This is a genomic window from Tepidiforma sp. (assembly GCF_034432735.1).
Taxonomy (GTDB): Bacteria; Chloroflexota; Dehalococcoidia; order Tepidiformales; family Tepidiformaceae; genus Tepidiforma.
Map to the genome: position 1 here is coordinate 1 of NZ_DAOUBJ010000077.1, position 6,873 is coordinate 6,873.

General features: G+C 67.6%; 7 protein-coding genes. 4 read left to right on the plus strand and 3 right to left on the minus strand.

The features are described from left to right. Both VAE53_RS07905 and VAE53_RS07910 read left to right on the plus strand, forming a co-directional pair. A partial coding sequence (locus tag VAE53_RS07905) for a hypothetical protein (RefSeq protein ID WP_322818827.1) occupies positions 1-524 on the plus strand: 524 nt, incomplete at its 5' end. 264 nt (positions 525-788) lie between these two features. After that, a complete protein-coding gene (locus tag VAE53_RS07910; protein ID WP_322818828.1) occupies positions 789-1,358 on the plus strand; it encodes a winged helix-turn-helix domain-containing protein in 570 nt (189 codons plus the stop codon). 133 nt (positions 1,359-1,491) lie between these two features. On the opposite strand, the gene VAE53_RS07915 is transcribed toward VAE53_RS07910, so the two are convergent. The 3 genes from VAE53_RS07915 to arsB form a co-directional block, all read right to left on the minus strand. Beyond that, on the minus strand, positions 1,492-2,130 hold the full coding sequence (locus tag VAE53_RS07915) for a molybdopterin-dependent oxidoreductase (RefSeq protein ID WP_322818829.1): 639 nt from the start codon (positions 2,128-2,130) through the stop codon (positions 1,492-1,494). A 118-nt stretch (positions 2,131-2,248) separates the two neighbouring features. Next, positions 2,249-3,784 (minus strand): precorrin-3B synthase, encoded by a 1,536-nt coding sequence (gene cobG / locus VAE53_RS07920; protein ID WP_322818830.1) that lies wholly within the window; start codon positions 3,782-3,784, stop codon positions 2,249-2,251. A 358-nt stretch (positions 3,785-4,142) separates the two neighbouring features. Continuing rightward, a complete protein-coding gene (gene arsB, locus VAE53_RS07925; protein WP_322818831.1) occupies positions 4,143-5,240 on the minus strand; it encodes an ACR3 family arsenite efflux transporter in 1,098 nt (365 codons plus the stop codon). A gap of 260 nt (positions 5,241-5,500) precedes the next feature. Between arsB and VAE53_RS07930 the strand changes: the two genes are divergently transcribed. Together VAE53_RS07930 and VAE53_RS07935 are read left to right on the plus strand one after the other, a co-directional pair. Continuing rightward, complete coding sequence (locus tag VAE53_RS07930; protein WP_322818832.1) at positions 5,501-6,091, plus strand: dihydrofolate reductase family protein; 591 nt, start codon at positions 5,501-5,503, stop codon at positions 6,089-6,091. Between the two features lie 17 nt (positions 6,092-6,108). After that, positions 6,109-6,672, plus strand: a complete 564-nt coding sequence (locus VAE53_RS07935; RefSeq protein ID WP_322818833.1) for a dihydrofolate reductase family protein — start codon at positions 6,109-6,111, stop codon at positions 6,670-6,672. Positions 6,673-6,873: the final 201 nt, after the last annotated feature.

Genomic DNA, 6,873 nt, shown 5'->3' on the forward strand with positions numbered 1-6,873 from the left:
AGATCCGGCTTTCGAAGGCTGGGGACCCCACGAACGCCTGGCTGACCTTCGATCTGACCGCAAAGGCCACGCCGAATGGCTACCGGAATTTCTCGGTGACGAACACCGGGGCCAGCTCGCCCAACCCCTTCCAAAATAACGACCTCATTCTCTTCGAATTCACCAGAACCCCGGCGCCGGGGCCGCAGGGGCCAGCGGGGCCACAGGGGCCAGCGGGGCCGCAGGGGCCAGCGGGGCCACAGGGTCCAGCGGGGCCAGCGGGGCCGCAGGGGCCACAGGGGCCACAGGGGCCACAGGGGCCAGCCGGGAGCAGCAGCGTCTTTCCTTCGACCAACGTGTACACGTTCCCGGCGAACGGGCGGCTGACGATCGCCGATCCGAACGTCACGCCGAACAGCGTCATCCTGCTCCAGTACGTGAGCGGGAACCGCCAGCGCGAGCCCTACGTCGAGAGCGTCACGGTCGGGGAGTTCAAAGTTCGGGGCAGGCCCGGCGGCCAGTTCCGCTACGTCATCTTCAACTGAGGCGCGGCCCAACGGAGCGGCGCGGACGAAGCCGCCGAGCGAGGGGGCCGGCCATCGCGGGGGCGCCGTCCGAGCGCCGCTCGCCCGCGCGCGTAGGGGCTTGGCGCTGGCAGGCGACACTACCTGTCGCCGCGAACGAAGAAGCTCCGCGGACTCCACAGGCGCGGCCACGGAACGGCCGATCCGCTACTATCCCGGCGCACGCTTCGGGCGACGCTCGCCCGGCCTTCGCCTATCGCGAGGGGGCTACCGAGAGGAGGCACGATGGACTGGAACGAGGTGGAAACCGCCTTCGATATCCTCATCGAGGAGATCGAACTCGTCGTGAACGAGCTCCGCGAGTCGGGGGCCGAAGCGTTTCGTGCCGGAGACGATCGGAAGGCCAGGCAGACGCTGGATACGCTCCCCCAGCTGACCGAGTTTCGGGAGAGAGTCCGAGCGCTCCAGCGCGAATGGAAGAAGCTCACCGGAGGACGCATCGCCGCGCGAAAGGCAGCCACGCCACGAACCCAGGGCGCGAAGCTGCGGCGAGGTCTGCGCACGCAGGAAGACGAATTTCGCCGGCCGATCCTCGAGGCCCTGGTGGAGCTCGGCGGGAGCGCCCCCATTGGCGACGTCCTCGACAAGGTCGGTGCCAAGATGCGGGGGATTCTCAAGGAGCACGATTACGAGCCGCTCCGTTCGGCACCTCGGACTCCCCGCTGGAGAAATACCGCGCAATGGTGCCGAAACACCCTCGTCAAGGAGGGGCTGATGAAGCATGGCTCGCCTGAAGGGGTGTGGGAGATTACCGAGGAGGGGCGGCGGTGGCTCGCCGCGAGCGATTCGGCGTAGGGTGTGGGTCGGGCGTCGGGTGGGTCGGCGGGTGGGGGGCCTTTTCGGGGGTCGTGCTGGTGCACGGCAGCGGGGCGCGGCGAGGTCGACGGCCGAGCGTCGCCCGGCGTGGGCGCGGGGTCGGGACGGGCGGCTACACCGGCCGGCCGTCGGCGCCCGCCGGCTGCTCGATGCCGTAGCGCTCGCGCCAGGCGAGCCCCAAGAGGCCCGTCTTGCTCTGTCCGAGCAGCCGCTTGATCCCCGCCGGGTCGTGTTGGAAGACGCGGATGGCGCCCAGCCACTTGACGCTCTTGTACCCTTGAAGGAAGGGGACCACGAGCCGGAGCGGCCCACCGTACTCCTGCGCGAGCGGTTGTCCGTTCAGTCCCGTGACGAGGAGTGTGCGCGGGTCGCGGGCCATGCTCGCGGGCAGGGTTTCGAAGTAATGACCATCGCGCGACGAGAAGGCGAGGTACCCCTCCGGCGGCACCGCGAGGCCGACCGCATCCAGGTAATCGCATAGGCGCACGCCCTCCCACTCCACGACTTCGGACCAGTTGAAAATCGAACAGATGATGGGTGCTCGCATGCGCACGCGGGGGATATCGGCGCACTCGGACCAGCGCGAGGCGCGCGGCTGGCAATCCAAGCCGCAGAGGGTGAGCACGAGGGATCCGAGGTCCGCCGACTCCGGGATGGGGTAGAGGCTGATCACGGGCATGGGATCGGCCTCGAAATCGAGATGGGCGAACTTGTCGGCGAACTTCGGGGGACGTATCCCGTCGCGAATCATGATGGCAACCTCCTGGTACGGGTTCGAAGCGTCGCGTCAGCGGGGTGGCGAACGGTGTCGCACGGGATGAGCCGGCCCGCTGCGGGGATGGGGGCAATGGGGGGCGGCTTCATGGGCTTCATGACGGGAGGCCCGTGGTCGGCTCGGCGGCTTCGTCGATGGCCTCCGCTTCGGAGCGGTCGCCGCGCTCGAGCGCTTGGAGCAACGGTCGGAGCCGTTCCGGCAGCTCGCTCAGGGGGACGCCCGAGAGCACTTTGGAGGCCAACTGCGCGTTCTTGCCGAGCCGTCCGCCCAGGTAGACGTCGGCGGCGTCGACGATTTCGCCATCCACTTTGACGCGGGCCGCTTGGAAGCCGATATCGGCGATGTGGTGTTGGCCGCAGGCGTGGGGACAGCCGGACCAGTGCATGCGGAGCGGCCGGCCCTCGGGGAGGATGGTCTCGAGGCGCTCGGCGAGCTCGACCGCCCTGCCCTTGGTATCGATGAGGGAGAAGTGGCAGTAATCGTTGCCGGTGCAGGAGACGAGGCGCCGGAAGGCGGGCGCGGGAAACGGGGTATGCCGCTGGAGCAGCGGTTCGCCGAGGAGGGCTGCCACCTGCTCCTCGGGCACGTTGACGATGAGGATGTTCTGGTCCTGGGTGAGGCGGAGCTCGCCGCTGCCGTACCGCTCGGACAGGCGAGCGAAGGCGATGAGATCGTCGCCGGTGATGCGTCCGACGGGCACGACGCACCCGACGTAGCGGAGGCCTTCCTGCTTCTGGGGGCGCACGCCGAGGTGGTCGCCTCCGTAGGCGAACAGTTCGTCCCGGCCGGCGGGGGGGAGCGGCTGGCCAAGCCGACGCTCAACTTCGGCGCGAAAGCGGTCGACGCCCCAGGCCTCCACCAGCCATTTGAGCCGCGCCTGCTGCCGGTTCTCGCGCAGCCCCTCGTCGCGGAAGATGGCGAGGATGGTACGGCAGAGGGCGACCACCCCCTCCGGCGGAACGAAAGCGTCGAGCTCCCAAGAGAGATGGGTGGACTTGCCCCCCATCGCACCGCCGATGCGGACGTTGAAGCCGACGGCGCCTTCCCGGGTGGCCGGCGTCAACCCGATGTCGTGCGTCTGCGAAAGGGCGCAATCGTAACGGCAGCCGGCGATGCTGATATTGAACTTGCGCGGGAGGTTGCTGAACGCTTTGCGGCCAAGGATCTCCTCTTGGATCGCCCGTGCGACGGGCGAAGCGTCCAGCACCTCGGTGGGGTCGAGGCCGGCGATGGGGCATCCGGTCACGTTACGGACGTTGTCCATCCCCGTCTGGAGATAGCCGATGCCGAGCTCGTCGAGGGTCGCGAAGATGGCGGGGACATCTTCGATGCGGATCCAGCGGAGCTGGATGTTCTGGCGAGTGGTCAGGTCGGCCTTGCCGCGTCCGTAGCGGTTCGCGAGTTCGCCCAGGGCGGCCGCCTGACGGGCGGTGAGGATGCCGTTGGGGATGCGGAGCCGCATCATGAAGTAGCCCGGCGTCTGGCGCCGGTGAAAGAGGCCGTACCATTTCATCCGCTCCAGGTCATCGGCAGGGATGGCCTCGAAGCCGAGCCGGGCATAGCGGTGGATGTCGGGCAGGACATCCAAGCCGTCCTTGGCTTGTTTGATCTCCTCGATCTTGTTCCCCATACAGCTTCGCTCCGGTCGCTGGCGTTTGGGCTTCAAGGCTGAAGGGGGATTGTTTCTGGCCGGTGAGGAACGTGTTGCCCGGGGATTGCAGGTGGATGAAGACTGTTTGTCCGGCACTTCCCGGGCGTGGGCCGGCGTCGGAGATCGCGGGGCGCGGGGGCGGAGGGGCGGGGGCAGCGTGGGATCTCGTCGGATGGCATGGGAGGCCGCCGTCGCGGAGGCCGCGGCGTCGGGCCGTGCCCCGAGGGGAAGCTGCAGCCCCGTGCGGTGCGAGCTCGGGGGCAACCGTCGCTGGTGCGCCCGTGGTCGCGCAGATTCGGACTGCCGGGGCGTGGCGGGAGTGCCAGTTATGGCGCCGTTAGGCGCGGGCGGATGCTGCCGACGCGGTGGGCGGGAAGAAGCGCCGCCGGGCCCAGAGCGCGACGTAGACGAGTCCGACGAGAACCGGCACTTCGATGAGCGGGCCGACGACGCCGGCGAGCGCCTGCCCCGAGGCCACCCCGAACGTGCCGATGGCGACGGCGATCGCGAGCTCGAAGTTGTTGCCGGCAGCGGTGAAGGCCAGGGTCGTCGTCTTCGGATAATCGAGCCGCTGGGCCCGTCCCCACACGAACGCTACCGTCCACATGCATGCGAAATAGGCGAGGAGGGGTAGCGAAATCCGGACGACATCGAGCGGTTGGGAGGTGATGGTTTCGCCTTGGATGGCGAAGAGGATGACGACGGTGAAGAGCAGGCTGTAAAGGGCCCACGGCCCGATGCGGGGGAGGAACTGCTGCTCGTACCAGGCATCGCCCTTTCGGCGTCGGCCGATGAGGCTAGTGAGCGCACCGAGCAGGAGCGGTACGCCGAGGAAGATGAGCACGGAGCGGGCGATGTCCCAGAGCTCGAAGTCGATAGCGGTCTGTTCGAGCCCGAGCCACCCGGGGAGCGTCTCGAGGTAGAAGTAGCCCAAGAATGCGTAGGCGGCGACCTGGAAGATGGAGTTGAGCACGACGAGGACGGCTGCCGCTTCGGTATCGCCGCAGGCGAGCGAGTTCCAGATGAGGACCATCGCGATACAGCGGGCGAGCCCCACCAGGATGATGCCCGTCCGGAATTCGGGCAGGTCGGGCAGGAAGATCCAGGCGAGGGCGAACATGAGCGCCGGGCCGACCAGCCAGTTCAGCAAGAGTGACGAAACGAGCAGCGGGCGGTCGGTGGTGACATCGCGGATACGGTCGTAGCGGACTTTCGCGAGTACCGGGTACATCATGCCGAGGAGCCCGATGGCGATAGGTAGCGACGTCTGGTCGATCTTCACCCGGTCGAGCTGGTCGTTGAGGTCGGGAAAGACGCGGCCGAGGGCGAGGCCGACAGCCATCGCGAGGCCGATCCAGAGCGGGAGGAAGCGGTCGAGCGTGGAGAGCTGCCTCAGGATGGAGCTCTCGAACGTATCGGCGGAGGAGGATTGCACGGCGGCCTCCTTCGTGGTGTGCCGCATGATGGTACGGGGTCGCGTGTTAACCGCCCATTCACGGAAGGCGGGAACCGGCACGGCCGTCGCCGGGCGGCGGGCAGCGCGTTCGGCCTCTTCGCAGATGGGATGCCCTCGAGGGCCGTTGCGGGGGCGATCGGCGACGCCTGAATAGATGAACTATACAAGTCCTTCATTTCCAGGTTATGATGGGCCGCCGACCCACGGGAAAGTGGGAACCACGTTCTCCAGGAGCTCGTGTGAAAATCCTCGTCACCGAATTCATGAGCCTCGACGGCGTCGTCCAGGCGCCGGGCGCGCCGATCGCCGAGGTCGATGCCGGCTTCCCGCATGCCTACTGGATGACCCGCTACATGGACCCCGAGGTCATCGGCGGCGTGTTCGGCGAACTGAGTGCGCAGAGCGATGCGCTCCTCCAGGGGCGCCATACCTATCTCATGTCGGCCTCTGCCTGGCCCTCGCAATCCGGCTTTCCCTTCGCCGACTGGATCAATCGCGTCCAGAAGTACGTCGTTTCCGATACCCTCAGCGAGGACGCGATCACCTGGCAGCCGACCACGATCATCCGGGGCAAGGACTTCCTCGCGACGGTGCGGGATCTACGCCAACAGCCGGGAGGGTATGTCTACATCTACGGGAGCCGCGCCATGGTGCAATCGCTCCTCGCCGCCGACCTCGTCGACGAACTGGTACTGACTATGGTGCCCGTCGTCTTCGGGACCGGCACGAAGCTCTTCCCCGCCCTGGCGGAGCCGCTCACGTTCGACCTCGTCTCGACGGCCCGCGCATCGACCGGTGCCCAGATTTTCCGCTACGCGCGGGTCCGCTGATTCGAAGGGAGGATGCGATGGGCGTGTTGGTCTTCGCGCTGAACCTTACCTTGGACGGTTGCATCGACCATCGGGAGGGAGTGGCCGACGAAGTAACCCACGCCTGGTATACCGCCCTCCTCGACGAATTCGGGGCCTTGCTCTGGGGCAGGGTGACCTACGAGATGATGGAAAGCTACTGGCCCGCCGTAGCCCGGGGGGAGCTCGCTGCCCCGCCCGCGATGGAGGCGTGGGCCCGCAAGCTGGAAGCGATGCCGAAGTACGTCGTCTCGTCGCGCCGGGCCACCTTTCCCTGGGCTAACAGCTATCACCTCGCGGGCGACCTGCGCGCATCGGTGCAGCGGCTGAAGGAGGCGACGCCGAACGGTATCCTCGTCGGCAGCGCTACGCTCGGGGCGGCGCTGGATGCCCTCGACCTGATCGATGAGTACCGCTTTCTGGTGCACCCCCGGATCGCAGGACATGGTCCGAGGCTGTTCGACGGGTCGTTGGGGGAGGCGCGCCACCTCGACCTCGTTTCGGCAGCGCCGCTCCCCAACGGGACGGTGGCCCTGCGGTACCGGCGCTCCCGCGGCGGCTAGCTGGCGAGGCCATCGCCGGGCCGGTGATACACTCGGCAACGAAATCCGCGCCCTCCACCGCCTCTGGGCATTGACCACTCGCATGGGTCGCGGGCGCTCGTTAGCTGGACCTCTCCTTGGCTCGCCTCAGCAAATACTCTCTCAGCGCGACCGCCTGGTTGTATTCGGTATCCCGAGGGGAAAACAACAGTGTCACTCGCC

What these genes read in the sequence shown, in the direction of transcription:
- VAE53_RS07910 (WP_322818828.1), top strand. Translation starts at nt 789, where the DNA reads ATGGACTGGAACGAGGTGGAAACCGCCTTCGATATCCTCATCGAGGAG.
- VAE53_RS07915 (WP_322818829.1), bottom strand. Translation starts at nt 2,130, where the DNA reads ATGATTCGCGACGGGATACGTCCCCCGAAGTTCGCCGACAAGTTCGCC.
- cobG (WP_322818830.1), bottom strand. Translation starts at nt 3,784, where the DNA reads ATGGGGAACAAGATCGAGGAGATCAAACAAGCCAAGGACGGCTTGGAT.
- VAE53_RS07935 (WP_322818833.1), top strand. Translation starts at nt 6,109, where the DNA reads ATGGGCGTGTTGGTCTTCGCGCTGAACCTTACCTTGGACGGTTGCATC.